We start from the raw sequence: 21,155 nt of genomic DNA on the forward strand, positions 1-21,155 counted from the left end.
GAATTGCCGAGAAGCTATGTGGTCTGAACCACACAGGTCAATAGGTCTGTACCAATCGACGAAGAACCGAGACCTGAACCGTCAGGTGATCCTCACCACCCGTTCATCTTCCGTATGCGCCCGGCCCTTTGGCACCAACAGTGATTCGTGCCCGGTGGCGTTCCGGGCCCGCCCGGGGGCCGGCCGCGGCGCGGAGCCGATCACAACGGCCCGGCCGGGTCGGCGGGTTCCGGCGTGGCCGGATCCGGCAGCGCCGGCCGGCCGCTCCGGCGTACGCCGCGCGGGCACCGGCCACCGGGCGGGTGCCGGGTGGCCGACCGGCCAAGTAGCATGGCGACGAAGCACCCTGCGGCCTTGGCGGAACGGCAGACGCGCTGGCTTTAGGTGCCCGTGAGGGAGACCTCGTGAGGGTTCGAATCCCTCAGGCCGCACAACGGGGAAGGCCCCCGCCTCCGATCACTCGGAGGCGGGGGCCTTCCCCGTTGTGCGGAGGGCTCTCTGGCGGTGCGTCAGCCGAGCAGCTCCCGGACCACCGGCGCGAGCCCGCGGAAGGCCTGGCCCCGGTGGCTGATGGCGTTCTTCTCGTCCGCGGTGAGCTCGGCGCAGGTGCGGGTCTCGCCCAGCGGCTGGAGGACCGGGTCGTAGCCGAAGCCGCCGCTGCCGGCCGGCTCGGTGCGCAGGGTGCCGAGCAGCCGGCCCTCGACCACCCGCTCGGTGCCGTCCGGCAGGGCCAGCGCCGCCGCGCAGGCGAAGTGCGCGCCGCGGTGCGGCTCGGCGATGTCGGAGAGCTGGGCCAGCAGCAGGTCCAGGTTGGCCTGGTCGTCACCGTGCTTCCCGGCCCAGCGGGCCGAGAAGATGCCGGGCGCGCCGTTCATCACGTCCACGCAGAGGCCGGAGTCGTCCGCGACCGCGGGCAGGCCGGTGGCGCGCGCCAGCGCGTGCGCCTTCAGCAGGGCGTTCTCCGCAAAGGTCACGCCGGTCTCCGGAACCTCCGGGACCTCCGGGTAGGCGTCGGCTCCGACCAGCTCCACGTCGAGGCCGGCCGCACCGAAGATGTCGCGCAGCTCGGTCACCTTGTGCCGGTTCCAGGTGGCGAGGACGAGTCGTCGGGTAGTCATGCGGCCAGCCTAGGGCGTCCGACGGGGCGTCAGCCGGTGCAGACCTTGGAGAGGTTGGCGGCCGCGTCGCCGAGCGGCTTGAGGTCGGGGACCCGCTTGTCGTTCGCGGCCTGCTGGAGCTTCTCGACCTGGGCCTGGAGGTCGGTGACGGCCTTGGCCACGTCGGTGTCGCTGGAGTTGCGGCCCAGCTGGTCCAGGTCGGTCTTGAGCTTCTGGAGCGCCTGGCCGGCCGCCTGCGGGTCGTTCTGCGCGTTCCCGAAGGCGCTGCTCACGTTGGCGATGTCGGTGCTCACGGTCACCGCGGTGTTGCCGCAGTCCAGCGCCTTCTGCGCGGCCGAGCATCCGACGCCCAGCGGCAGCACCAGGGCGAGCGCGGCGACGGACAGGACGGTGGAGCGGTGGGTGCTGAACGGCATCGGGTCCTCCGGTCGGTGGGACGGCACCGGGGAGGACGAGTGACGGCCCTCCCCGGTTCCCGACGCACTGTCAGGTGCCCGACCCACGGTCAGGCCTGGAGCGACTCCAGCGCCTTCTTCTGGACCTCGTCCAGCTCGGCGCAGCCCAGGGTGCCCAGGTCGAGCAGCTGGTCCAGCAGCGCGCGGTCGAACGGGGCGCCCTCGGCGGTGCCCTGGACCTCGACGAAGCGGCCGTCGGAGGTGCAGACGATGTTCATGTCGGTCTCGGCCCGGACGTCCTCCTCGTAGCGGAGGTCGAGCATCGGGACGCCGTCGATGATGCCGACGCTGACCGCGCTGACCCCGCCGGTGATCGGCTGGCCCTTGGCGCGCAGCAGCTTCTTGTCGCGGGCCCAGGAGACCGCGTCCACCAGCGCGACGTAGGCGCCGGTGATGGCGGCGGTGCGGGTGCCGCCGTCGGCCTGGAGCACGTCGCAGTCGAGCACGATGGTGTTCTCGGCCAGCGCGCGGTGGTCGATCACGGCGCGCAGCGAGCGGCCGATCAGCCGGCTGATCTCGTGGGTGCGGCCGCCGATCTTGCCGCGGACCGACTCGCGGTCGCCGCGGGTGTTGGTGGCCCGGGGCAGCATGGCGTACTCGGCGGTGACCCAGCCCTCGCCGCTGCCCTTGCGCCAGCGCGGCACGCCCTCGGTGACGCTGGCGGTGCAGAGCACCTTGGTGTCCCCGTAGGAGACCAGGACGGAGCCTTCGGCGTGCTTGCTCCATCCACGTTCGATGGTGACCGGGCGGAGCTGATCGGGCGTGCGGCCGTCGATGCGAGACATGGCACCGAGCCTATCCGCTACGGGCACGCCTCCGGGAAACGCTGCGACGGGAAACGCTGCGGCCCGCACACCCCCTGACGGGGTGACGGGCCGGTGCGTGGCGTGGCGGGACCTGAGGGGGTCTCAGCTCACATCATGTCCTCGATGTCGGCGGCGATCGGGTCGGCGTCGGTGCCGATGACGACCTGGATCGCGGTGCCCATCTTGACGACGCCGTGGGCGCCGGCGGCCTTCAGCGCGGCTTCGTCGACCAGGGAGGCGTCCTTGACCTCGGTGCGGAGGCGGGTGATGCAGCCCTCGACCTCTTCGATGTTGTCGATCCCGCCGAGACCGGCGACGATCTTCTCAGCCTTGCTGGCCATGTCCTTCTCCCTCTGTCTCGGCCCTCGGCAGCTCTGCCGGGAGCCGTACCGCTCGGTGCTGGTGGCAGTGGCCGGAAGGTGACGCGGGCTCAGTTGCCGCGCCCACCACGGCGCACGGACAGCATCGCCCGAGTCCGACCGACTTGCCACGTTAGTCCACTTTTGGCCGAGTACGGCGCGCGCGCCACCGATGATCACCCGAGGATGACGATCAGTAGGACCTCGGACCCGGCGGGCCCGCTCGGTCAGAAGTGGTCTACACCAATATTAGGTGCACTTCGGACAACGTGCCGCCGCCCTCCGGTGTTCCTGGCCCGGACCGATTCGGCACTCGGAGGACGATGATGAGTTCGGCAGGCGCCGTAGCTCCGCAGAAACAGTGGTGGCACGGCCTGTACGGCGGCCTCCAGAAGATGGGCCGCAGTCTCCAGCTCCCGGTCGCCGTGCTCCCCGCCGCCGGTCTGCTCAACCGGATCGGCCAGCCGGACGTGTTCGGCGCCGACGGTCTCGGCTGGGACAACGTGGCCAAGGTCTTCGCCGCCGCCGGCGGCGCACTGCTCAGCTCCACCCTCGGCCTGCCGCTGCTGTTCTGCATCGGCGTCGCGATCGGCATGGCCAAGAAGGCCGACGGCTCCACCGCCCTCGCCGGGGTGACCGGCTTCCTGGTCTACTACATGATCCTCCAGGCCTTCCCCGAGGACTGCGCCGGCGCGGCCAAGCTGGTCGGCAACCAGTGCGTGGACTACGCGGCCCAGAAGTCCTCCAACGCGGTCTTCCAGAACCCGGGTGTGCTCGGCGGCATCGCGATCGGCCTGATGTCGGCCTGGCTCTGGGTCCGCTACCACCGGGTCAAGCTGGTCGACTGGCTCGGCTTCTTCAACGGCCGCCGCCTGGTCCCGATGATCACCGCGCTGATGGGCCTGGCCTTCGCCTGCCTCTGCCTCTGGGTCTGGCCGCCGATCGGCGACGCGCTCAACTCCTTCAGCGAGTGGCTCTCCGACCTGGACGCGGTGGGCTCCGGCATCTTCGGCCTCGCCAACCGCGCCCTGCTGCTGATCGGCATGCACCAGCTGCTCAACACCTTCCTCTGGTTCCAGTTCGGCACCTTCACCAAGCCGGACGGCACCGTGGTCAACGGCGACATCAACCGCTTCCTGGCGGGCGACCCGACGGCCGGTCAGTTCACCTCCGGCTTCTTCCCGATCATGATGTTCGCCCTCCCGGCCGCCGCGCTGGCCATCGCGCACTGCGCCAAGCCGCACCGCCGCAAGGAGATCACCGGCCTGATGCTCTCGGTCGGCCTGACCTCCTTCGTCACCGGCGTCACCGAGCCGCTGGAGTACTCCTTCGCCTACGTCGCCCCCGCGCTGTACGCGGTCCACGCGGTGCTCACCGGCGTCTCGATGGCGGTCACCTGGGGCCTCGGCGTCCACGACGGCTTCTCCTTCTCGGCCGGTCTGCTCGACTACGCCATCAACTGGACCCTGGCCACCAAACCCTGGCTGATCATCCCGATCGGGCTCTGTTTCGCGGTGGTCTACTACGTGGTCTTCCGGTTCGTCATCACCAAGTTCGACCTCAAGACCCCGGGCCGCGAGGACGACGACGAAGTCGAGGACATCACCAAGGCCTGACCCCGCGTCACCTCTCCCGAAAGGCCCTCGGACCCACCGGTCCGGGGGCCTTTCGGCATGTCCGGAAAAGGACCATGGACCCTGGCGGAAATTGCGTCCGAATTACCGGAACCCGAATCGTCCGGACTATTTCCTCCGGGGTTAAACGGCGTGTTAGAAAAGCTTTCGCACCCCAGTGGTGTAGACCAATCGGCCGATCGCCGATCGGTGCGCAACGCCGCCCACCGCCCGAAGGACAGCCCATGAGTACGACCGCCGCCGCCCCGGCGAAGAGGCCGGGAGCCGGCCTCATGCAAGGCCTCCAGAAGATCGGACGCAGCCTCCAGCTCCCGGTCGCCGTCCTGCCGGCCGCCGGCATCCTGCTCCGCCTCGGCCAGGACGACGTCTTCGGCAAGGACGGCCTCGGCTGGGGCAAGGTGGCCACGGTCTTCGCGACCGCCGGCGACGCGGTCTTCTCCAACCTGCCGCTGCTGTTCTGCGTCGGCGTGGCGATCGGCTACGCCAAGAAGGCCGACGGCTCCACCGCGCTCGCCGCGCTGGTCGGCTACCTGGTGTTCCACAACGTCCTGACGGCCTTTCCGATGGCCGGCACCGTCACCGAGGCGCTGCCCAAGGGGACCCCGCAGAACCCCGGGGTGTTCGGCGGCATCCTGATCGGCCTGCTGAGCGCGATCATCTGGCAGAAGTACCACCGCACCAAGCTGGTGGACTGGCTCGGCTTCTTCAACGGCCGCCGCCTGGTCCCGATCATCATGGCCTTCGTCGGCACCCTGGCCGGCGTGGTGATCGGTCTGGCCTGGGGCCCGATCGGCACCGGCCTGACCAACGCCAGCGACTGGCTGGTGGGCCTCGGCTCGGCGGGCGCGGGCATCTACGGCGTCGCCAACCGGATGCTGATCCCGATCGGCATGCACCAGTTCCTCAACACCTTCTTCCAGCAGCAGGTCGGCAGCTTCACCGACGCGGGCGGCCAGACCTGGATCGGCGACATCCCGCGCTTCTTCCACGGCGACCCGACGGCCGGTCAGTTCATGTCCGGCTTCTTCCCGATCATGATGTTCGGCCTCCCGGCCGCCGCCATCGCCATCGCGCACTGCGCCCGCCCCGAACGCCGCAAGGCCGTGCTGGGCATGATGGTCTCGGTCGCGCTGACCAGCTTCATCACCGGCGTCACCGAGCCGATCGAGTTCTCCTTCATGTTCATCGCCCCGGTGCTGTACGTGATCCACGCCCTGCTCACCGGTCTCTCGATGGCGGTCACCTGGGCACTCGGGGTGCACGACGGATTCAGCTTCTCGGCCGGCCTGATCGACTACGCGCTGAACTGGAACCTCGCCACCAAGCCCTGGATGATCATCCCGATCGGGCTCTGCTTCGCGGCCCTCTACTACGGGCTCTTCCGCTTCGCGATCACCAAGTTCAACCTCACCACCCCGGGCCGCGAGCCCGAGGAGGAGATCGAGGACATCACCAAGGCCTGACACCCCCTCAGGTCGCGGCCCGCTCCCGGTGGCACCCCCACCGGGAGCGGGCCTTTTTGTTGCGCAACTCGCCAAAATCGCGATTACGGCGGGTAGCCATGATCACCAATCCAAAAGAAGGTTTCGATTTCATAGCGCTTCCCACCTGCGCGGCACCCAGGGGTACCGAGCCCCCTCCGCCCGTGCTAGAAAACTGGTCTACACCACTAGTGGTGTAGACCAGTTCGCGGTTCGGCCCCCGATGCACCGCCCCGACCGACCCGCCCTGACGTTGAGGAACCACCCCCATGACCACGACAGCAACGGCGCCGTCGCCGTCCCCGGCGAAGAAGGCCGGGCAGAGCCTGCTCCAGGGCCTGCAGAAGATCGGCCGCAGCCTGCAGCTCCCGATCGCCGTCCTCCCGGCCGCGGGCCTGCTCCTCCGGCTGGGCCAGCCCGACGTCTTCGGCAAGGACGGCCTCGGCTGGGGCAAGGTCGCCACCGTCTTCCTGACCGCCGGTGACGCCGTCTTCGGCAACCTGCCGCTGCTCTTCGCGGTGGGCATCGCGATCGGCTTCGCCAAGAAGGCGGACGGCTCCACCGCGCTCGCCGCGCTGGTCGGCTACCTGGTGTACAAGAACGTGCTGACCGCGTTCCCGATCACCGAGTACCAGGTCCTGCCCGGCAAGGACGTCGCCGCGACGTACCAGAACCCGGACGTGCTCGGCGGCATCGTGATCGGCCTGCTGAGCGCCGTGCTCTGGCAGAAGTACCACCGCACCAAGCTGGTCGACTGGCTCGGCTTCTTCAACGGCCGCCGCCTGGTCCCGATCATCATGGCCTTCGTCGGCACCGGCGTGGGCGTGTTCTTCGGCCTCTGCTGGGGCCCGGTCGGCGACGCCATCCGCAGCCTGAACGACTCCCTGATCGGCGCGGGCGCGCTCGGCGCCGGGGCCTTCGGCCTGATCAACCGCGGTCTGCTGCCGGTCGGCATGCACCAGTTCGTCAACTCCTTCGCCTGGTTCCAGACCGGTGACTACACCAAGGCCGACGGCACCGTGGTGCACGGTGACATCACCCGCTTCTTCGCCGGTGACCCGACGGCCGGTCAGTTCACCTCCGGCTTCTACCCGATCATGATGTTCGCGCTGCCCGCCGCCGCGCTGGCCATCGCGCACGCCGCCAAGCCCGAGCGCCGCGCCGCCGTGCTGGGCATGATGATCTCGCTCGCGCTGACCTCCTTCGTCACCGGTGTGACCGAGCCGATCGAGTTCGCCTTCGTCTTCATCGCCCCCGCGCTGTACGTGATCCACGCGGTGCTGACCGCCGTCTCGATGGCCGTCACCTGGCTGCTCGGCGTGCACGTCGGCTTCACCTTCTCGGCCGGTCTGATCGACTTCGGCCTGGCCTACTCCAAGGCCAGCTCGCCGCTGCTGATCATCCCGATCGGCCTGGTCTTCGCGGTCCTCTACTACGTCCTGTTCCGCTGGGCGATCGTGAAGTTCGACCTCAAGACCCCCGGTCGCGAGGACGACGCCGAGGTCGAGGACATCACCAAGGCCTGACGCCCCGCCTCCACCCCTCCGACCCCGTCCGGCAACTGCCGGGCGGGGTCGGTGCGTTGCGGCCGGAGGTTGACGGGCCGCCAAGATCGCTGGTCCACTGGGGACATGCGCGCCTCGTGCTTCCTGGTGACCCGCGACCACATCGACTTCGGTCGCGTGTGGTCCGCGTCGTGTCGTCGTCACGGTTGATCCCAGCCCCGTCACGACACCACCTCCGGAAGGCCGAGGCCCCGCCGTGCCCCACTCCCTGCTGCTCTCCTCCGGTCTGGACGGCCCCGGGCCGCTGACCGCCGCGCACTTCACCGACCTGGCCCTGCTCGCCGAGCGCGGCGGGCTGGACTTCGTCACCCTGGACGACTCGCTCGCCCCCGGCTCCAACCTGCTGGACGCCCTCGCGGTGTTCGCCCGGGTCGCCCCCGCCACCGAGCGGATCGGCCTGGTCCCGACCGTCACCACCACCCACACCGAGCCGTTCCACACCTCGCTCGCGGTGAACACCCTGGACTGGGTGAGCGAGGGCCGGGCCGGCTGGCTGGTGGACGTCTCGGCCACCGAGGAGGAGGCCAGGGCCTTCGGGCGCCGGCCGGTGCTGCCCGCCGAGGAGCTCTGGCAGGAGGCCGCCGACGCGGTGGAGGTGGCCGCCCGGCTCTGGGACAGCTGGGAGGACGACGCGGAGATCCGCGACCTCGCCACCGGCCGCTTCGTCGACCGGGAGAAGCTGCACCACACCGACTTCGAGGGCCGGTGGTTCTCGGTCAAGGGGCCCTCGATCACCCCGCGTCCGCCGCAGGGCCGCCCGGTGGTGGCCGTCCGGCTCGACCACCAGGAGACCGGCGCCCGGCGGGAGTTGGCCCTGCACCACGCCGACCTGGTGCTGCTGGACGCACCCTCCCCGCAGGCCGCCGCCACCGCCCGCGCCGCACTGCGGGCCGCCTCCGGGCGCGAACTGCTCGTGCTGGCACGGGTCTCCCCCGGCGTCCGCCCGGCCGACTGGGCCGGGGCGGTCGACGGCCTCCACCTGGTGCCACGTCAACTGCCTGAGGATCTCCGGGAGTTCATCGACGCCACAGCAGCCGGCAGCGGCCGCGGCGGCACCCTCCGCGACCGGCTCGGCCTGGCCCGCCCGGTCTCCCGCTACGCCACCGCGGGGGCGGCCCGATGAGCACCCGTCAGCAGAAGAGGCAGGTCCACCTCGCCGCGCACTTCCCCGGCGTCAACAACACCACCGTCTGGGCCGATCCGGCCTCCCGGAGCCAGATCGAGTTCAGCTCCTTCCGCGAGCTGGCCCGCACCGCCGAACGCGGCCTGTTCGACTTCTTCTTCCTCGCCGAGGGCCTGCGGCTGCGCGAGGTGGACGGCCGCATCCACGACCTGGACGTGCTCGGCCGCCCGGAGTCGGTCACCGTGCTGAACGCGCTGGCCGCCGTCACCACCCACCTCGGCCTGGCCGCCACGGTCAGCGCCACCTTCAACGAACCGTACGAACTGGCCCGCCGGCTGGCCTCCTTGGACTTCCTCTCGGACGGCCGGGCGGCCTGGAACGTGGTCACCTCCAACGACGCCTTCACCGGGGCGAACTTCCGCCGGGGCGGCTACCTGGACCACGCCGACCGGTACCGCCGGGCCGAGGAGTTCGTCCGGGTGGCCTCGGAGTTCTGGGCCTCGGACGGCGCGGCGGTGCGGCACTCCGGCCCGCAGTTCACCGTGGAAGGGGCCGGGCCGCTGCCGCCCTCCCCGCAGGGGCGGCCGGTGATCATCCAGGCCGGGGACTCGGACGAGGGACGGGAGTTCGCCGCCGCCCACGCCGACGTGGTGTTCAGCCGGCACTCCTCACCGGAGGCCGGGCGGGCCTTCCACGCCGACGTGAAGCGGCGGCTGGCGGCGTACGGGCGGCGTCCCGAGCAGCTGAAGATCATGCCGGGGGTGACCTTCGCGCTCGGCTCCACCGAGGCGGAGGCGGCCGAGCGCTCGGCGCTGATCCGCCGTCAGCAGGTGGGCCCGCGCACCGCGCTGGCCCACCTGGAGCAGATCTGGGGCTTCGACCTCTCCGGCCACGACCCGGACGGCCCGCTGCCGGCCGCCGACCCGGTGGTCGGCTCCGCCCTGGTGCAGGGCCGCACCCGGCTCGGCGATCCCCTCGAACTCGCCGCCCGCTACCGGAAGCTGGCGGCCGAGAAGGGCCTCAGCTCGCGCGAGGTGGTGATCGAGCTGAGCGGCCGTCACTCCTTCGTCGGCACGCCCGAGTCGGTGGCCGCCGCCCTGGACGAGCACGTCCAGAGCGGCGCGGCGGACGGCTTCATCCTGATCCCGCACCTGACCCCGGGCGGGCTGGACGACTTCGTCGAGCAGGTGGTGCCGCTGCTCCAGCGGCGCGGCGTGCACCGCACCGAGTACCCCGAGGGAACGCTGCGGGAGCGGCTGACCGGCTGAGCGGCCCGTGCCCCGGCGCCGTCAGAGCTCGTAGACCGCGCCGGGGCGGGCCAGTTCGACCGGCCCCGCGAAGACCGCCTGGGCGTCGCGGCGGTTGACCTCGGGGTCGGTCCACGGCGGGATGTGGGTCAGCACCAGCCGGCCGACCTCGGCGGCGGCCGCGTGCTGACCGGCCTCGCGGCCGTTCAGGTGGACCGCCGCGTAGGTCTCCTTGCCGTCCGTGTAGGCGGCCTCGCAGAGGAACAGCTCGGTGCCCCGGGCAAGTTCGACCAGCTCGGGGCTCTCGCCGGTGTCCCCGGAGTAGACCAGGCTGCGGCCCTCGTGCTCGATCCGAAAGGCGAAGGCCTCCACCGGGTGGTTCACCCGGGCCACGGTGATCCGCAGCGGGCCGAGCTCGAAGCTGCCCTCGGTGAGCGTGTGGAAGTCGAACACCTCGGTCATGCCCGGCTGTTCGGGCATGTCGTAGGCGCGGGCCAGCCGCGCGGCGGTGCCGTCGGGCCCGTACACCGGGACCGGGTCCGGGCAGCCCTCCATGCGGTAGTTGCGCGCCACCCAGTAGGCGCAGAGGTCGATGCAGTGGTCGGCGTGCAGGTGGCTGAGCAGGATGGCGTCGATCTCGTAGAGCCCGGCGTACTTCTGCAGCGCGCCGAGCGCGCCGTTGCCGAGGTCCATCAGCACCCGGTAGCCGTCGGCCTCGACCAGGTAGCTGGAGCAGGGCGACTCGGCCGAGGGGAAGCTCCCCGAGCACCCCACCACGGTCAGTTTCATGCCGAGCCCCTCCACCCCGCCGGGTCATGGTCCGTGACCCGGGCGCCCACCGGCAGGCGGTGGCCGGGCTGCCAGACGAGAGTAAGGGCCGGACGTCACTTTGCCCCCGTCCCCGTGCCGTGCTGTGGCTGATGTCACCAGAACGGGCCGCCGACGACGGGTGGGGCGTCACCGGTTGCCCGGGCGGTTGCGGGCCCAGGCCCGGATGGTCTCGGCGAACCAGCGCGGATGGCCGCTGCCGTCCACCACGTCCGGGTCGGGCAGCAGGCCGTGGCGGCGGTAGTTCCGGACGGTGTCGGGCTGGACGTTGATGTGCCTGGCGATCTCGGAGTAGGACCACAACTCACGGCTGCAAAAGGACATCTGGGCCACCTTCAGGTGCGGCTGAACTTCCGTGGTCAGCTTTTCCGGCCCAACGAGGATCTTTAGTGCGGAACGGACTCCGTGGCTGTTCCGTGACGAATCGGCAGCACCGAACGGATAAATCCCCGACTGTCACAGCGCTCCGCCGCCCCCGGGGTACGGTCTGCGGATGGACAAGGTGCTGATCACACTGCTGGTGGTGGTGGCCCTCGCGGCCGTCCTGTGGGTGCTGCGCAGGCGCGTGACCCCGGCGCCCGCGACCCGCCGCACACCCGCCGGCCGGTCTCGGACGGCCACCCGCCCGGCGCCGCAGGAGATCTGGTGGGCCGAGGTCCCGTTCGAGGACGGGCCCGGGGCCAAGGACCGCCCCTGCCTGGTGCTCGGGGTGAACCGCCGCACCGCCACCGTCGTGAAGATCACCAGCAAGCACCACGCCGGCCGCCCCGGCGTGCTCCCGCTGCCGCCCGGCACGGTCGGCGACCGCCAGGGGCGGGCCAGCTGGCTGGAGACGGACGAACTGCGCGAGGTGCCGGTGACCGCCTTCCGCCGCCGGGTCGGCAAGGTCGACGGGCAGACCTGGTCCCGGGTGCAGCGCGCTCTGCGCTAGTGCCGTGCCCGGCACTAGAGCCTGTCCGGCTCCGAGACGCGGAAAGGCGCGTCCCCGGGGTGGGGAACGCGCCTTCCGGCGGAGCCTGACGGACCGTCAGGCCCAGAGCTGGCCCTGGAGCGCCTCGACCGCCGCCTCGGTGGTCTCGGCGGTGTAGATGCCGGTGGAGAGGTACTTCCAGCCGCCGTCCGCGACCACGAACACCACGTCCGCCCGCTCACCCGTCTGGGCCGCCTTGCGGCCGACCCCGATCGCGGCGTGCAGGATGGCGCCGGTGGAAACGCCCGCGAAGATGCCCTCCTGCTGGAGCAGCTCCCGGGTGCGGCGCACCGCGTCCTCGGAGGTCACCGAGAACCGGGTGGTGAGCACCTCGGCGTCGTACAGCTCCGGGACGAAGCCCTCGTCCAGGTTCCGCAGCCCGTAGACCAGGTCGTCGTAGCGCGGCTCGGCCGCCACCACCTGGACGCCGGGGACCTTCTCGCGCAGGTACCGGCCGACGCCCATCAGGGTGCCGGTGGTGCCCAGGCCCGCCACGAAGTGGGTGACGGTGGGCAGGTCGGCGAGGATCTCCGGGCCGGTGGTGGCGTAGTGCGCGCCGGCGTTGTCCGGGTTGCCGTACTGGTAGAGCATCACCCAGTCCGGGTGCTCGGCGGCGATCTCCTTGGCGATCCGGACGGCGGTGTTGGAGCCGCCGGCCGCCGGGGAGGCGATGATCTCCGCGCCCCACATCCGGAGCAGCTCGCGCCGCTCCTCGCTGGTGTTCTCCGGCATGACGCAGACCATCTTGTAGCCCTTGAGCTTGGCCGCCATGGCGAGCGAGATGCCGGTGTTCCCGCTGGTGGGCTCCAGGATGGTGCAGCCGGGGGCGAGCAGCCCCGCGGCCTCGGCCCGCTCGATCATGTGCAGGGCCGGCCGGTCCTTGATCGATCCGGTCGGGTTGCGGTCCTCCAGCTTGGCCCAGAGGGTCACCAGCCCCTCTCCGTTGCCGGGAACGGCGGCGGAGATGCGGGGCAGACGGACCAGCGGGGTGTTGCCGACGGCTTCGAGCGGGCTGTCGTACTTCATCAGATCGAGCCGCCGGCCACCGCGGGGAGGATCGTCACGCTGTCGCCGTCGGCCAGGCCGGTCTCGATGCCGTCCAGGAAGCGGACGTCCTCGTCGTTCAGGTAGACGTTCACGAAGCGGCGCAGCTCGCCGTTGTCCAGCAGGCGGGCGGCGATGCCCGGGTGGCGGACGTCCAGGTCGGCGAAGAGCTCACCGAGGCTGGCACCGGCACCCTCGACGGACTTGGCGCCGTCGGTGTAGGTGCGGAGGATGGTCGGGATGCGGACCTCGATGGCCATGACTGCGCTCCTGTGGAGGTGGGTTCTGGGTGGGCCGCAGGGGCGCGGCAGGGCGGTGCGATCCCCGTACGGGGCAAGGCGGTTGGCCGGGCTCAGCGAGCGGCGGCGGGGCCGGGACAGATCGCGCTGGCGAGCCGGCACAGGTCGACGTGCAGGCGCGCGACAAGGCGGGTGCCCTGGGCCTGGTTGCTCACATCGACGGAACGCATGGGCTCATCGTATAGATTCCCCGCCCCGCTCCGACATCCACGTCTCGCCATCCGGATGAATGTGTGTCACATCCCGGGACACCGGGCTGGCCGGCACACCGCGACGCTGCCCCCGTATGCCGGCCAGCCCGAAGGCCCGCCGCGTCACCCGGGGGTGGTGCGGCGGGCCTTCGGGCCCTGCTCAGTACGCGTCGACCAGCTCCACCGGCTCCTCGGTGATGACCCCGTCGACGATCCGGAAGGAACGGAACTGGAACGGGTCGCCCGGCTCGGTGCCCTCGGCGGTGGAGACCAGCACGTAGTGGGCGTTCGGCTCGGAGGCGTAGCTCACGTCGGTGCGGGAGGGGTAGGCCTCGGTGGCGGTGTGGGAGTGGTAGACCACCACCGGCTCCTCGTCCCGGTCGTCCATCTCCCGGTAGAGCTTGAGCAGGTCGCCGGAGTCGAACTCGTAGAAGGTGGGCGAGCGGGCGGCGTTGAGCATCGGGACGAACCGCTCGGGCCGGCCCGTGCCCTCGGGGCCGGCGACCACGCCGCACGCCTCGTCCGGGTGGTCGGCGCGGGCGTGGGCGACGATCGCGTCGTGCAGCTCTCGGGTGATGGTCAGCATCCGGCCAGGATAGCCACGGCCCCGCGGCACCCCGGCGGTCAGTCTCAGTCGCCGGACCTCGCGTGGACGTGGTCGTGGTCGTGGCCGGTGGCCGCCTGCGGGTTGCGGCGCTTGAGGACCTGGTAGCCGACCACCAGCAGGACCGCCCAGACCGGGAAGACGTAAAGCGAGATCCGGCTGTCCTCGTCGATCGCGATCAGCACCACGACCAGCACCAGGAAGGCCAGCGAGGCCCAGCTGGCGACGACCCCGCCGGGGGCCTTGAAGGTGGGCGGCGGCAGGTGGCCGGCCTTCCAGGCGGCGCGGTAGCGGATCTGGCAGATCAGGATCATCGCCCAGGTCCAGAGCCCGCAGACGGTGGCGACGGAGGTGATGTACTCGAAGGCCTTGGCCGGGGCCAGGTAGTTGAGCACCACGCCCAGGCCCATCAGCAGGCAGGAGACGGTGATCGCGACGGCCGGGGTCTTGTTGGTGTTGAGCGCGGTGAGCTTCCCGGGGGCCTGGCCGCGCAGCGCGAGGTCGCGCAGCATCCGGCCGGTGGAGTACATCCCGGAGTTGCAGGAGGAGAGCGCGGCGGTGAGCACCACGAAGTTGATGATGCCGGCGGCGGCCGGGATGCCCATCTTCTCGAAGGCGGCCACGAACGGGCTGACCCCGGGGGCGAATTCGCGCCACGGCACCACGGCCAGGATGACCACCAGCGCGCCGACGTAGAACAGCGCGATCCGCCAGGGCAGGGTGTTGATGGCCCGCGGCAGGGTCTTCGCCGGGTCCTCGCTCTCGCCGGCCGTGACGCCGACCAGTTCGACGCCGAGGTAGGCGAACATGACGATCTGAAGGGTCATCACCGTCGAGCCGATGCCCTTGGGGAAGAAGCCGCCGTCCGACCAGAGGTTGGAGATGGCCGCGGTGTCCCCGGCGTCGCTGAAGCCGAGGGTGAGCACCCCGATGCCGATCAGGATCATGCCGATGATCGCGGTCACCTTGATCATCGAGAACCAGAACTCGATCTCGCCGAACAGCTTCACCGAGATCAGGTTGGCGCCGTAGAGGATGACCAGGAAGACCAGGGCGGAGATCCACTGGGGGATGGACGGCGCCCAGAACTTCACGTAGACGGCGGCGGCGGTGGTCTCGGCCATGCCGGTGACCACCCAGAACAGCCAGTACGTCCAGCCGGTCACGTAGCCGGCGAACGGGCCGAGGAACTCCCGGGCGTACTCGGCGAAGCTGCCGGAGACCGGACGGTACGTCAGCAGCTCGCCCAGTGCCCGCATGATCGCGAAGATCACCAGGCCGGCCACCGCGTAGCTGAGGATCAGGCTCGGCCCGGCCTTGGAGATCGCGGTGCCCGCGCCCAGGAACAGCCCGGTGCCGATCGCCCCGCCGATCGCGATCATCTGGATCTGACGGCTGCCCAGACCCCGCTCGTAGCCCTCCTCGTCGGGGACCGGATCCGTCACCTCGTCGAACTGCTGCTGGGCCATGGGCCACCGTCCTTGCTCGTGGGGAGTGGCAGTCGTACCACGGCACGCCCGGATACCGGTGCGTATCTGAGCGATATTTGAGCATGGACCGTCCCGGTTCGGTGGGATCTGCCCGGAATGCCGGGAGCCCCGTCCCACCAACCGGGACGGGGCTCCTCGACGGCGCGGCGGTCAGCCGGCCATCGCCTCCAGCAGCGACTCCTGGAGCATGCCGAACCAGAGGTAGGCCATCACCAGCGGCTTGCGCGGGTCCTCGTCGTCCAGCTCGTAGAGGCCCTCGTCGTCCTCCTCGCTGACCTCCAGCCGGGTGCCGAGGGCGAGCCGCAGGTCGTTCAGGCCGCCGAGCCAGTGCCGGCACTCCTCCGGGGAGGCCTTGAGCACGCCGCCGGCGCCGCCCAGGCCGTCCAGCGAACGGATCACCGCGAGCGCGTCGTCCCGCTTGCGGGCCCGCAGGTCCAGCTCGGTGTAGCGGCGGAACTCCCCGGCGGCGGCCGCCTCCTCCGGCCCCGACAGGCCGTCCGGGCCGCCGTAGGCGTCCGGGAAGAGCCGGGCCAGCGCCGGGTCGGAGGGCGGGCTGGAGGGGCCCTCGGCGAACAGCGCGGCCAGCGGATCGTCGCTCTCGCCACCCGGGCCCGGGCCGATCAGCTCCAGCATCTGCACCTCGAAGGAGCGCAGGATGGACGCCTCGACCTCCTCCAGCGCGATCGCCGCACCGCCGTCACCGGCACTCTCGAACAGCCCAGCCATGATTCCTCGTCAGCCCGTCTACGTCGTGGGGTGGTTGATGGTCGGTCAGGCCTCCCGGCCCGCTCAGTCGTGCTGGAGGGTGGCCCACAGGCCGTAGCCGTGCATCGCCTGGCAGTCCCGCTCCATCTCCTCGCGGGTCCCGCTGGAGACCACCGCCCGGCCCTTCTGGTGCACCTCCATCATCAGCGTCCTGGCCTTGTCCTTCGGGTAGCCGAAGTAGGCCTGGAACACGTACTGGACGTAGCTCATCAGGTTGACCGGGTCGTTGTGGACGATGGTGACCCAGGGGGTGTCCGGCTCCAGTGCCGGAATGCCTTCGACCTCCGGGCGCTCGATCTCCACGGGCGCGACACTCACGGCTGACACTCCTCGTCGGGGCTCGGTTCTCCACCGCTCATGCTTCCATCCGGGGGACCCGTGAGCGAATCCGGTCCCACTCGTACGAGAAATCGTCAAAGTGACGCTAAGTCCGCTAGCATCATCCTCATGGACGCCACCACCGCGCGCCGTTCCACCGCGCTGCTCACCGACCGGTACGAACTGACCATGCTGCAGGCCGCCCTGCGCAGCGGCGCCGCCCACCGCCGCTCGGTCTTCGAGGTGTTCACCCGCAGGCTCCCCGACGGCCGCCGCTACGGCGTGCTGGCCGGGGTCGGCCGGGTGCTGGACGCGGTCGAGGACTTCCGCTTCACCACCCCGCAGTTGGACTGGCTGTCCGACCAGGGCGTGGTGGACGACCCGACCCTGCGCTTCCTCTCCGACTACCGCTTCACCGGCGACATCCACGGCTACGCCGAGGGCGAGGTCTACTTCCCCGGCTCCCCCGTGATGACCGTCGAGGGCAGCTTCGCCGAGGCGGTGATCCTGGAGACGCTGATCCTGTCGATCCTCAACTTCGACTCGGCGGTGGCCGCCGCCGCCTCCCGGATGACCAGCGCCGCCGGGGACCGCCCGTGCATCGAGATGGGCGCCCGCCGGGCCCACGAGCAGGCCGCGGTGGCCGCCGCCCGGGCCGCCTACGTCGCGGGCTTCAAGGCCACCTCCGACCTGGAGGCCGGCTTCACCCACGGCATCCCGACCACCGGCACCGCCGCGCACGCCTTCACCCTGCTGCACGACAGCGAGCGGGACGCGTTCACCGCCCAGATCGACTCGATGGGCCGGGGCACCACCCTGCTGATCGACACCTACGACCTCAACGAGGCGGTCCGCACCGCCGTCGAGGTGGCCGGCCCCGAGCTCGGCGCGGTCCGGATCGACTCCGGCGACCTCACCCTGCTGGCCCACCGGGTCCGCCGCCAACTGGACGACCTCGGCGCCACCGCCACCCGGATCATCGTCACCTCCGACCTGGACGAGTACGCCATCGCGGCACTGGCCGCCGCCCCGGTGGACGGCTACGGGGTCGGCACCAGCCTGGTCACCGGCAGCGGGCACCCGACCTGCGCGATGGTCTACAAGCTGGTCGCCCGGGCGGCCGGCCCCGACGGCCCGCTGGTCTCGGTGGCCAAGCGCTCGGCCGGCGCCAAGTCCAGTGTCGGCGGCCGGAAGTGGGCCGCCCGGCGGCCCGACGCGGACGGCTTCGCGGAGGCCGAGGTGACCGGCACCGGGGCCGTCCCGGACGCGCTGCAGCCGCACCTGCTCCAGGTGCCGCTGGTCAAGGGCGGTGAGGTGGTCGGCCGCGAGCCGCTGGCCGCCGCGCGCGAACGCCACGTCAGGTCGCGGGCCGCCCTGCCGCTCTCGGCCACCCAGCTCTCCCGCGGCGAGCCGGTGCTGCCCACCGAGCTGCTGCTCGGCCGGTGAGCCCGGGGCACTCCCCTTTCCCCTACGCGCGTCACTCCCTACAGTGGCGAACATCCGGGCCCACCACACCGCCCCCGTCGGGGGAGAAGGAAGCAACGCCATGCAGCGGGCACTGATCGTCGTGGACGTGCAGAACGACTTCTGCGAGGGCGGCAGCCTGGCCGTCGCCGGCGGCGCCGAGGTGGCAGCCGGGATCACCGACCTGATCGCCGGTTCCACCCCCGGCTACGCGCACATCTGCGCGACCCGGGACCACCACATCGACCCGGGCCCGCACTTCTCGGCCGAACCGGACTACCGGGACTCCTGGCCGGTGCACTGCCTGGCCGGCACCGAGGGCGTGGGCTTCCACCCCAACCTGTCGCCGGTGGTGCTCTCCGGCGCGATCGAGGCGGTCTTCGACAAGGGGGCGTACTCGGCCGCCTACAGCGGCTTCGAGGGCGCCGACGAGAACGGCGCCGGGCTGGCCGGATGGCTGCGCGAGCGCGGGGTGACGGAGGTGGACGTGGTCGGGATCGCCACCGACCACTGCGTCCGGGCGACCGCCCTGGACGCGCGCCGGGAGGGCTTCGCCACCCGGGTACTGCTCGATCTGACGGCCGGGGTCTCGGGCCCCACCACGGAGGCCGCCCTGGCTGAACTCACGGCTGCGGGCGTGGAGTTGACGGGAACCCCGATCGTCCGTCCGTGAACCCGGGCCGGCGGGGCCGCCGCGTCCGCGTCCGGTGCGGGGGTGACCACCGGGCTCAGGTGACCACCAGCTCGACCACGTCCTCGCCGCCGGCCACGAAGGCCTCGCGCAACTCGCCGCCCACGGCGTCGGGTTCGGCCTCCAGCCGGTCGGCGGAGACGTAGACCACCCGGACCCCGAGGTACTCCATCCGGTGCTGGCCGCCCCGGACCCAGGCCGCCTCGCCCTCGCTGACGCAGCGCAGCTCCGAGTCCACCTCCACCGCCACCGCCGCACCCGGCCAGTACAGGTCCGGCACGGCCACGAAGGTGCCGCCCTTCATCCGCAGCTCGGGGCCGGCCAGCGGCACCGGCAGCAGCCACTCGTCCACCAGCTCGTTCAGCCGCTCCAGCGCCGACTCCCGCCCGGCGGCCAGGAGTTCGTCCACCGCCGCCCGCACCCGGGGCTCGGTGAGCAGCCCCGCCTCGGCCAGCTCGGCCAGCAAGTCCCGCGAGGTGCACCTGTTCGCGCCGCCGGAGACCGACTCGCGGAGCACCGCCCGCAGCTGCGACGGGTGCACCTCGCCGGTGTCGAAGGCGGCCGAGTCGGTCCACTCCCGCAGCGTGTCGGCGACCGCCCGGGCGACCGGGGCGCAGGCCAGGCCGTGCACCGAGCGGGCCTCCAACTCCCGCTCCGTGCGCCGGATCCGGACCTCGCCGGCGTCCTTGAGGCGGCGCTGGCGGGGCACCAGCACCTCGACCCCGGTGACGGCGGGCAGCCGGGGCGCGGAGGCGAAGCCGTACAGTGCCAGGGCGGCCGCGCCGGTGATCACCGCGCCCTCCCGGCGGCCCTCCTCGCGGCCGTCCTGGGCGGCGTACAGCAGCGCGGCCCACATCCGCTGCTCCGGGGTCGGCTCGCCGCCCTGCAGCAGGTAGACCTTGGGCAGCAGCCGCTGCCAGGGGCCGCCGCGGCGGCACCGGTCGCTCACCAGCCGGGTGGGGACACCGCGGGCCCGGAGCTGGTTGGCGGTGATCACGTTCTGCTGGCGGCGGGCCAGCTCCTCGAGGGAGGGGGACGGGGAAGGGATCTGGTAGCTGCTCATGCCGCCTACCCTCCCCAACACCCCCCGCTCCGCATCCACGACCTGACGCACCGTTACCCAACCGTCGCGAAACCGGGACTAGCCCGCACTAAAGTCCTCATACCCTCACCCATTCGGCCCAAAGGCTGTTCATCGGACTGCCGGTATCGACCGCAGTTGGCCTGTACCATCCGCATTTCGCACACCGTTTCGGCCAACGGCGCGCCACCCCGGCACCCTCCACGACCTGCGGTGCCTGACCGAGAGTGACGAGCGCCATACGCATCACAGCCGCCCGGGGGTCACACCGCGCGTGCCGGATTGCCTAACATCACACTCATGCCACGTGACGAAACCGCCTCCTTGCGCGCTGCCCAGCTGCGCCTAGGCCGACTGCCCGGCTACGTCCGTCAGCCGGACCTGGCCCGCCGCAGCGGCGAGGAGGGCCATCTGTACAAGAAGGGGTGGGAGGTCCGCTTCACCGCGCGGACCGAGGAGGAGATAGCGGAGATCCGCGACCTCGTGGTCGCGGCGGGCTTCGCTCCGGCGCGACCGTTCTTCAAGGGCAACCAGCTGATCCAGCCGGTGTACGGCATCGCCGCCGTGCACGCCTACCTGGCCGCACGGGAGGCGCTCGAAGCAGCCGGCGTCCCCGAGCAGCCCGACCGCCGCGCCGCCGCTCCCTCCGCCGCAGCCGCCGCCGCATCGGCCGCCACGGCCGCCGCCAAGCGGGCCCGCCGCAAACCCGACGAACCCAACCGCACCTGCTGAACCCCCCGGGGTCCGGCCCCCGCCCGGATCGGCACCGCACACCGACCGGTCCAGGACCCGGACCCTGACGGCTGCCGCCCGTGCGGCCGGACCGGCGCCGCCGAGCAGCGCGACCGGTCCGGGGCGCGCTGCCACCGGCGCTCGCACGCCCACCACGCGCGTCGGCACCACCCCCGGGCTCCCCCCGCGGCTCCGTCCGCCCCCCGCACGGCCGCCACACATCCCCCGCACGGCCCCTGCACGGCCCTTGTGCCGTCCTCGCACGGCCTCGCGCCCCTCGTACGGCCCACCGCGGCCGCGCCCCGGCCGCCGGGTGGCCCCGGCGCCCTCCGCGCACGCGCGGACCGTCCCGCCGGAGCGCCGATCGCGTTCCGCGCCAAGGGAACTGACACACCGTCACACAACGGCTCAATCGCATCCCTCGCACGGGTATCTGATGGGACTTGTCACACAGAGCAGTCGCCCGAGGCCCTAGAGTGAAGCCCTGCCGACTCGTCACCGCCCCCGTCGCCTTCCCCGATCGAGAGGCTGATGTGACCAACCGTCATGACCCGGTCTCCTCGGTGGAGTTCGCCGCCTTCCGGGAGCTGCACCACCCGCGCTACCTGAGCTACGCCCGGGTCTGGTTCCGGGACGCCGCCCAGGCCGCCGCCGTGGTCGAGGAGGCGTTCGGCGCCCTCGCCTCCGCCTGGCCCGAGCTGCTCGGCAGCCCCAACCCGACGGCCGACGCCTGGCGCATCCTGCGCGCCACCGTGGCCGAGCGCGGCGATCCCACCCGGGTGCCGCCCCAGCGGCCGACCGCGACGCCGGACGAGGATCTCGCCATCCTGCACTACGTGGTCGGCCTGGCCACCCCGGAGATCGCCGACGTGGTCGGCGCCGACCACGCC

General features: G+C 71.6%; 23 protein-coding genes, 1 tRNA gene and 1 pseudogene. 11 read left to right on the forward strand and 14 right to left on the reverse strand.

What is annotated here, in order from left to right:
• The first annotated feature begins 348 nt into the window (after window positions 1–348).
• Window positions 349–431 (forward strand) — tRNA-Leu (locus ACZ6ZR_RS13640).
• A 78-nt stretch (window positions 432–509) separates the two neighbouring features.
• On the opposite strand, the gene rdgB is transcribed toward ACZ6ZR_RS13640, so the two are convergent.
• The 4 genes from rdgB to ACZ6ZR_RS13660 form a co-directional block, all read right to left on the reverse strand.
• Window positions 510–1,118 carry an RdgB/HAM1 family non-canonical purine NTP pyrophosphatase gene (gene rdgB / locus ACZ6ZR_RS13645; RefSeq protein ID WP_465642259.1) on the reverse strand — a complete coding sequence of 203 codons (609 nt, stop codon included), beginning with the start codon at window positions 1,116–1,118 and terminating at the stop codon, window positions 510–512.
• A 29-nt stretch (window positions 1,119–1,147) separates the two neighbouring features.
• Complete coding sequence (locus ACZ6ZR_RS13650) at window positions 1,148–1,534, reverse strand: hypothetical protein (protein WP_465642260.1); 387 nt, start codon at window positions 1,532–1,534, stop codon at window positions 1,148–1,150.
• Between the two features lie 89 nt (window positions 1,535–1,623).
• Window positions 1,624–2,358, reverse strand: coding sequence for a ribonuclease PH (gene rph / locus ACZ6ZR_RS13655; protein ID WP_465642261.1), 735 nt, complete (start codon window positions 2,356–2,358; stop codon window positions 1,624–1,626).
• Window positions 2,359–2,486: 128 nt separating this feature from the next.
• Window positions 2,487–2,720, reverse strand: a complete 234-nt coding sequence (locus ACZ6ZR_RS13660) for a PTS sugar transporter subunit IIB (protein ID WP_030060521.1) — start codon at window positions 2,718–2,720, stop codon at window positions 2,487–2,489.
• Window positions 2,721–3,064: 344 nt separating this feature from the next.
• On the opposite strand from ACZ6ZR_RS13660, the gene ACZ6ZR_RS13665 reads away from it, so the two are divergent.
• The 5 genes from ACZ6ZR_RS13665 (at window position 3,065) to ACZ6ZR_RS13685 (ending at window position 9,809) form a co-directional block, all read left to right on the forward strand.
• Entirely contained in the window at window positions 3,065–4,354 is a 1,290-nt protein-coding gene (locus tag ACZ6ZR_RS13665; protein ID WP_465642289.1) for a PTS transporter subunit EIIC, read from the forward strand.
• Window positions 4,355–4,596: 242 nt separating this feature from the next.
• Window positions 4,597–5,835 (forward strand): PTS transporter subunit EIIC, encoded by a 1,239-nt coding sequence (locus ACZ6ZR_RS13670; RefSeq protein WP_465642262.1) that lies wholly within the window; start codon window positions 4,597–4,599, stop codon window positions 5,833–5,835.
• A gap of 287 nt (window positions 5,836–6,122) precedes the next feature.
• Entirely contained in the window at window positions 6,123–7,379 is a 1,257-nt protein-coding gene (locus ACZ6ZR_RS13675) for a PTS transporter subunit EIIC (RefSeq protein ID WP_465642263.1), read from the forward strand.
• 235 nt (window positions 7,380–7,614) lie between these two features.
• On the forward strand, window positions 7,615–8,541 hold the full coding sequence (locus ACZ6ZR_RS13680; RefSeq protein ID WP_465642264.1) for an LLM class flavin-dependent oxidoreductase: 927 nt from the start codon (window positions 7,615–7,617) through the stop codon (window positions 8,539–8,541).
• On the forward strand, window positions 8,538–9,809 hold the full coding sequence (locus ACZ6ZR_RS13685; protein ID WP_465642265.1) for an LLM class flavin-dependent oxidoreductase: 1,272 nt from the start codon (window positions 8,538–8,540) through the stop codon (window positions 9,807–9,809). The genes ACZ6ZR_RS13680 and ACZ6ZR_RS13685 overlap by 4 nt, the downstream gene beginning before the upstream one ends.
• Before the next feature lie 21 nt (window positions 9,810–9,830).
• On the opposite strand, the gene ACZ6ZR_RS13690 is transcribed toward ACZ6ZR_RS13685, so the two are convergent.
• On the reverse strand, window positions 9,831–10,577 hold the full coding sequence (locus ACZ6ZR_RS13690) for an MBL fold metallo-hydrolase (RefSeq protein ID WP_465642266.1): 747 nt from the start codon (window positions 10,575–10,577) through the stop codon (window positions 9,831–9,833).
• Window positions 10,578–10,745: 168 nt separating this feature from the next.
• Window positions 10,746–10,940 carry a helix-turn-helix transcriptional regulator gene (locus ACZ6ZR_RS13695; protein WP_345290430.1) on the reverse strand — a complete coding sequence of 65 codons (195 nt, stop codon included), beginning with the start codon at window positions 10,938–10,940 and terminating at the stop codon, window positions 10,746–10,748.
• A 169-nt stretch (window positions 10,941–11,109) separates the two neighbouring features.
• Here ACZ6ZR_RS13695 and ACZ6ZR_RS13700 point away from each other — a divergent pair, with 169 nt between their 5' ends.
• Complete coding sequence (locus ACZ6ZR_RS13700) at window positions 11,110–11,547, forward strand: type II toxin-antitoxin system PemK/MazF family toxin (RefSeq protein ID WP_465642267.1); 438 nt, start codon at window positions 11,110–11,112, stop codon at window positions 11,545–11,547.
• A gap of 96 nt (window positions 11,548–11,643) precedes the next feature.
• Here the strand turns inward: ACZ6ZR_RS13700 and ACZ6ZR_RS13705 are convergent, their stop codons facing one another.
• The 7 genes from ACZ6ZR_RS13705 to clpS form a co-directional block, all read right to left on the reverse strand.
• The gene (locus ACZ6ZR_RS13705; protein WP_465642268.1) at window positions 11,644–12,612 is read right to left on the reverse strand and encodes a PLP-dependent cysteine synthase family protein; all 969 of its coding nucleotides are present in this window, start codon (window positions 12,610–12,612) and stop codon (window positions 11,644–11,646) included.
• Entirely contained in the window at window positions 12,612–12,890 is a 279-nt protein-coding gene (locus tag ACZ6ZR_RS13710) for a MoaD/ThiS family protein (RefSeq protein ID WP_465642269.1), read from the reverse strand. The genes ACZ6ZR_RS13705 and ACZ6ZR_RS13710 overlap by 1 nt, the downstream gene beginning before the upstream one ends.
• A 92-nt stretch (window positions 12,891–12,982) precedes the next feature.
• A complete protein-coding gene (locus ACZ6ZR_RS13715; RefSeq protein ID WP_345290426.1) occupies window positions 12,983–13,099 on the reverse strand; it encodes a putative leader peptide in 117 nt (38 codons plus the stop codon).
• Window positions 13,100–13,280: 181 nt separating this feature from the next.
• A complete protein-coding gene (locus ACZ6ZR_RS13720; protein ID WP_465642270.1) occupies window positions 13,281–13,706 on the reverse strand; it encodes a M67 family metallopeptidase in 426 nt (141 codons plus the stop codon).
• Between the two features lie 44 nt (window positions 13,707–13,750).
• The gene (locus ACZ6ZR_RS13725; protein WP_465642271.1) at window positions 13,751–15,193 is read right to left on the reverse strand and encodes an amino acid permease; all 1,443 of its coding nucleotides are present in this window, start codon (window positions 15,191–15,193) and stop codon (window positions 13,751–13,753) included.
• Window positions 15,194–15,364: 171 nt separating this feature from the next.
• A complete protein-coding gene (locus ACZ6ZR_RS13730; protein ID WP_465642272.1) occupies window positions 15,365–15,940 on the reverse strand; it encodes a DUF2017 domain-containing protein in 576 nt (191 codons plus the stop codon).
• Window positions 15,941–16,003: 63 nt separating this feature from the next.
• Window positions 16,004–16,297, reverse strand: coding sequence for an ATP-dependent Clp protease adapter ClpS (gene clpS / locus ACZ6ZR_RS13735; RefSeq protein ID WP_465642273.1), 294 nt, complete (start codon window positions 16,295–16,297; stop codon window positions 16,004–16,006).
• A 129-nt stretch (window positions 16,298–16,426) separates the two neighbouring features.
• On the opposite strand from clpS, the gene ACZ6ZR_RS13740 reads away from it, so the two are divergent.
• Window positions 16,427–17,743 carry a nicotinate phosphoribosyltransferase gene (locus ACZ6ZR_RS13740; protein WP_465642274.1) on the forward strand — a complete coding sequence of 439 codons (1,317 nt, stop codon included), beginning with the start codon at window positions 16,427–16,429 and terminating at the stop codon, window positions 17,741–17,743.
• Between the two features lie 100 nt (window positions 17,744–17,843).
• A complete protein-coding gene (locus ACZ6ZR_RS13745; RefSeq protein ID WP_465642275.1) occupies window positions 17,844–18,434 on the forward strand; it encodes an isochorismatase family protein in 591 nt (196 codons plus the stop codon).
• A gap of 55 nt (window positions 18,435–18,489) precedes the next feature.
• On the opposite strand, the gene ACZ6ZR_RS13750 is transcribed toward ACZ6ZR_RS13745, so the two are convergent.
• The gene (locus ACZ6ZR_RS13750; protein WP_465642276.1) at window positions 18,490–19,515 is read right to left on the reverse strand and encodes a type IV toxin-antitoxin system AbiEi family antitoxin domain-containing protein; all 1,026 of its coding nucleotides are present in this window, start codon (window positions 19,513–19,515) and stop codon (window positions 18,490–18,492) included.
• A 318-nt stretch (window positions 19,516–19,833) separates the two neighbouring features.
• Here ACZ6ZR_RS13750 and ACZ6ZR_RS13755 point away from each other — a divergent pair, with 318 nt between their 5' ends.
• Together ACZ6ZR_RS13755 and ACZ6ZR_RS13760 are read left to right on the forward strand one after the other, a co-directional pair.
• Window positions 19,834–20,265 carry a hypothetical protein gene (locus tag ACZ6ZR_RS13755; protein ID WP_465642277.1) on the forward strand — a complete coding sequence of 144 codons (432 nt, stop codon included), beginning with the start codon at window positions 19,834–19,836 and terminating at the stop codon, window positions 20,263–20,265.
• Window positions 20,266–20,798: 533 nt separating this feature from the next.
• Window positions 20,799–21,155 (forward strand): annotated as a pseudogene (locus ACZ6ZR_RS13760) (hypothetical protein); the annotation flags it as partial.

The organism is Kitasatospora sp. NPDC088742, from assembly GCF_055584905.1.

Bases quoted from the DNA above. Each gene is read 5' to 3' on its own strand.
- rdgB (WP_465642259.1), bottom strand. From the start codon at position 1,118: ATGACTACCCGACGACTCGTCCTCGCCACCTGGAACCGGCACAAGGTG.
- ACZ6ZR_RS13650 (WP_465642260.1), bottom strand. From the start codon at position 1,534: ATGCCGTTCAGCACCCACCGCTCCACCGTCCTGTCCGTCGCCGCGCTC.
- rph (WP_465642261.1), bottom strand. From the start codon at position 2,358: ATGTCTCGCATCGACGGCCGCACGCCCGATCAGCTCCGCCCGGTCACC.
- ACZ6ZR_RS13660 (WP_030060521.1), bottom strand. From the start codon at position 2,720: ATGGCCAGCAAGGCTGAGAAGATCGTCGCCGGTCTCGGCGGGATCGAC.
- ACZ6ZR_RS13665 (WP_465642289.1), top strand. From the start codon at position 3,065: ATGAGTTCGGCAGGCGCCGTAGCTCCGCAGAAACAGTGGTGGCACGGC.
- ACZ6ZR_RS13670 (WP_465642262.1), top strand. From the start codon at position 4,597: ATGAGTACGACCGCCGCCGCCCCGGCGAAGAGGCCGGGAGCCGGCCTC.
- ACZ6ZR_RS13675 (WP_465642263.1), top strand. From the start codon at position 6,123: ATGACCACGACAGCAACGGCGCCGTCGCCGTCCCCGGCGAAGAAGGCC.
- ACZ6ZR_RS13685 (WP_465642265.1), top strand. From the start codon at position 8,538: ATGAGCACCCGTCAGCAGAAGAGGCAGGTCCACCTCGCCGCGCACTTC.
- ACZ6ZR_RS13690 (WP_465642266.1), bottom strand. From the start codon at position 10,577: ATGAAACTGACCGTGGTGGGGTGCTCGGGGAGCTTCCCCTCGGCCGAG.
- ACZ6ZR_RS13695 (WP_345290430.1), bottom strand. From the start codon at position 10,940: ATGTCCTTTTGCAGCCGTGAGTTGTGGTCCTACTCCGAGATCGCCAGG.
- ACZ6ZR_RS13700 (WP_465642267.1), top strand. From the start codon at position 11,110: ATGGACAAGGTGCTGATCACACTGCTGGTGGTGGTGGCCCTCGCGGCC.
- ACZ6ZR_RS13705 (WP_465642268.1), bottom strand. From the start codon at position 12,612: ATGAAGTACGACAGCCCGCTCGAAGCCGTCGGCAACACCCCGCTGGTC.
- ACZ6ZR_RS13710 (WP_465642269.1), bottom strand. From the start codon at position 12,890: ATGGCCATCGAGGTCCGCATCCCGACCATCCTCCGCACCTACACCGAC.
- ACZ6ZR_RS13715 (WP_345290426.1), bottom strand. From the start codon at position 13,099: ATGCGTTCCGTCGATGTGAGCAACCAGGCCCAGGGCACCCGCCTTGTC.
- ACZ6ZR_RS13720 (WP_465642270.1), bottom strand. From the start codon at position 13,706: ATGCTGACCATCACCCGAGAGCTGCACGACGCGATCGTCGCCCACGCC.
- ACZ6ZR_RS13725 (WP_465642271.1), bottom strand. From the start codon at position 15,193: ATGGCCCAGCAGCAGTTCGACGAGGTGACGGATCCGGTCCCCGACGAG.
- ACZ6ZR_RS13730 (WP_465642272.1), bottom strand. From the start codon at position 15,940: ATGGCTGGGCTGTTCGAGAGTGCCGGTGACGGCGGTGCGGCGATCGCG.
- ACZ6ZR_RS13740 (WP_465642274.1), top strand. From the start codon at position 16,427: ATGGACGCCACCACCGCGCGCCGTTCCACCGCGCTGCTCACCGACCGG.
- ACZ6ZR_RS13745 (WP_465642275.1), top strand. From the start codon at position 17,844: ATGCAGCGGGCACTGATCGTCGTGGACGTGCAGAACGACTTCTGCGAG.
- ACZ6ZR_RS13750 (WP_465642276.1), bottom strand. From the start codon at position 19,515: ATGAGCAGCTACCAGATCCCTTCCCCGTCCCCCTCCCTCGAGGAGCTG.
- ACZ6ZR_RS13755 (WP_465642277.1), top strand. From the start codon at position 19,834: ATGCCACGTGACGAAACCGCCTCCTTGCGCGCTGCCCAGCTGCGCCTA.